Annotated in this window: 1 protein-coding gene; it reads left to right on the top strand. The window is 36.8% G+C overall.

The features are described 5' to 3' along the window. A partial coding sequence (locus FUA24_RS17110; protein WP_148544313.1) for a hypothetical protein occupies window positions 1-239 on the top strand: 239 nt, incomplete at both ends.

Here is a 239-nt window from a genome sequence, read left to right as displayed (position 1 = left end):
AAATAAAATTTTTGGTTTAGATGAAAAAGCTTTGGCAGGTAAATTTAGGGCCGAAGAGTTAGAAAAAGTAAACGAACTTTTAAATATTTCTGAAGGAAGCGGCTTAGAGGCAGAAACAGTAAATACAGCAAGAATGCTTGAGGGTTCGGTACGTAATACGGGTATTCATGCTTGTGGTGTTATAATTACACCCGACGATATTACTAAGTTTGTGCCGGTTTCTGTAGCAAAAGATTCTG

This window comes from Seonamhaeicola marinus (assembly GCF_008085455.1).
This window is presented reverse-complemented; position numbering and strand designations above follow the sequence as displayed.